This is a genomic window from Herbaspirillum sp. VT-16-41 (assembly GCF_001994935.1).
Lineage (GTDB): Bacteria > Pseudomonadota > Gammaproteobacteria > Burkholderiales > Burkholderiaceae_D > Herbaspirillum > Herbaspirillum frisingense.
Genome location: NZ_MUXB01000098.1, coordinates 1 through 2,138, shown reverse-complemented (window position 1 = coordinate 2,138; position 2,138 = coordinate 1). Strand labels below are relative to the sequence as shown.

4 protein-coding genes are annotated in these 2,138 nt (G+C 54.1%); all 4 read left to right on the top strand.

Annotated elements, in window-relative coordinates; translation table 11 throughout:
- Window positions 1-451, top strand: a 451-nt coding sequence (locus BTM36_RS08460) for a winged helix DNA-binding domain-containing protein (protein WP_174616826.1), incomplete at its 5' end; no start/stop codon positions are given.
- A gap of 4 nt (window positions 452-455) precedes the next feature.
- Window positions 456-1,055 (top strand): phosphoribosylaminoimidazolesuccinocarboxamide synthase, encoded by a 600-nt coding sequence (locus tag BTM36_RS29335; RefSeq protein WP_217349575.1) that lies wholly within the window; start codon window positions 456-458, stop codon window positions 1,053-1,055.
- On the top strand, window positions 1,052-1,303 hold the full coding sequence (gene purS / locus BTM36_RS08450; protein WP_047185489.1) for a phosphoribosylformylglycinamidine synthase subunit PurS: 252 nt from the start codon (window positions 1,052-1,054) through the stop codon (window positions 1,301-1,303). The genes BTM36_RS29335 and purS overlap by 4 nt, the downstream gene beginning before the upstream one ends.
- 358 nt (window positions 1,304-1,661) lie before the next feature.
- Complete coding sequence (locus BTM36_RS08445; protein WP_217349574.1) at window positions 1,662-2,111, top strand: hypothetical protein; 450 nt, start codon at window positions 1,662-1,664, stop codon at window positions 2,109-2,111.
- The last annotated feature ends 27 nt before the right edge of the window (window positions 2,112-2,138 follow it).

The window sequence follows — 2,138 nt, the reverse complement described above, 5'->3', positions numbered from 1 at the left end:
AGGCCTTTTTGACCTGCTGCGCGAACTGGGCCCGATGACGCCAGACGATCTCGCCGCGCGCCACCGGGAGAGCCGGGATGCGGTTAACCTCTGGCTGGAGGAACTGCTGGCGGAACGGCGCGCCTTTGTGGTCACGATTGGCGAAAGCCAGCGCATCGCCTGTATGGACGATGCCGCACGGCTTCGGGATGCGTTGGGGGTACGGTTGCCAGCGGATCTGCCCGACATCTGGCTTAATCCGGTGGCGACCCCGCTCGCTGACTTATTTTTGCGCTATGTTCAGACCCACACGTTGTTTACCGTTCAGCAGATCGCCCACGCCTTCGGCCTTGGCGTCGCCGTGGCGCAAGAAGCGCTGGAAAAAATGCGCGACCAGGGCAAAGTGATGCGCCTGCGCGCCGGGATCATCCTGGACCTGTGTTTTAATCGTACAGCTGCTGAACGATCTTGATTCCTTGCATAAAGCGGGCTGGGTTTTCGGTGATTTAAAGCCGGATAATTTGATCGTAACAGGCCCTCCTTCAAAAATACGCTCCATAGATGTGGGTGGAACCACCATTCAAGGCAGGGCGATAAAAGAATTTACCGAGTTTTATGATCGCGGCTATTGGGGATTGGGGACCAGAAAGGCTGACCCGGCCTACGATCTCTTTGCTGCAGCCATGATTATAATCAATACGGCATACCCAAAAAGGTTTGCCAAGACAACCGGTGACTTCAAACAGCTCAAAATGATGGTCCGCCAAAAGAAAGAGCTGCTGAAATACGAAGATGTTATTCTAAATGCCCTGCAAGGCCACTATAGCTCGGCTGGTGAAATGAGAAATGATATGCTCCAGCTCACAAGTCTAACTATATCTTTAGCGGTATTGAAATTAGAATTTGGAAGGATGAATGGTCATATTATTCTTTCTGATGAGATTTCCCCAGATACTTGGAAACTCTTAGATAAATCAACAGGTGAAATTCTTCAAAAGGCAAATGAAAAGGTATATTCAGGAAATCAATTAGAGTTTTACGCAAAGTTAGTAAATCGACTGGAGGAGTTAAAATGAAGAAAGTAACGGTATACATCACATTAAAGGCCGGTGTTCTTGACCCGCAAGGAAAGGCAATCCAAGAATCATTAACTGCACTTGGATATGAAGGGGTAACAGATACAAGGGTTGGTAAAGTAATTGAATTAAATATGGAAGATGGTCCTGATTTAGAGGTACGTATCAAAGACATGTGTAATAAACTTCTTGCTAATCCTGTAATGGAAGATTACCGATTTGAAGTGGAGGAGGCTGTTCAAGCGTGAAGTTTGCAGTAATTGTTTTTCCGGGGTCAAACTGTGATAGGCGCCCGCCGGGCAGCCTGCCGCCACCGAGCCTGCACCTGTCGAGGAGACCACCAGCGCCCCGAGCGCAGACCCCGAGGCGACCACGCAGTCCAGTGCCCCACCGGCTTCCGACGGTGGCGGGACGGAGAACCAACCGGACGGTGAGGAGACGACCGCATCGGATGTCCCCGGCTCCGAGGAGGGCCGCCCCCTGATCATCGCCCGCACGGTCCCCGAGGACCGCGTCACCGTGCAGGACGGGGAGAAGCGCCCGCCCGCCCAGGAGCTCGCGGCGGTACTGGAGGAGCTGGGCCGGTGGGCCGAGGAGACCCCCGACATGGCCGAGCCCGCCGCCTGCGAGAAGGACCTGCGCTACGTCCCCAGCGCCGACGTCCGCTGCACCCCCACCGACACCTTCGCCCGCTCCAGCGAGAGATGCGCACAGCGGCGCGCACGGCACGAGAGCCGCTTTGATGACTTCAGCGGGGGGCTTAAAATGACCGCCCGCGAAGTGATGGACATTGACGAAGCTCGTGAAAAATATGCGCGCGGGCTTGCTATCTCGCTGACGGACAGGCAAATTGATGACCAGCTTTTGAACCGACTCCGTCAGTCTCTGGAACCCCATCGCTCGGGGACCATTCCAGTACATCTCTACTATCAGAGGGCGGATGCACGTGCACGATTACGTTTCGGCGCAACGTGGCGTGTCTCTCCGAGCGATCGTTTATTAAACGATCTCCGTGGCCTCATTGGTTCGGAGCAGGTGGAACTGGAGTTTGACTAATACAGGAATACTATGAGTCTGAATTTC

Bases quoted from the DNA above. Each gene is read 5' to 3' on its own strand.
- BTM36_RS08445 (WP_217349574.1), top strand. From the start codon at position 1,662: ATGGCCGAGCCCGCCGCCTGCGAGAAGGACCTGCGCTACGTCCCCAGC.
- purS (WP_047185489.1), top strand. From the start codon at position 1,052: ATGAAGAAAGTAACGGTATACATCACATTAAAGGCCGGTGTTCTTGAC.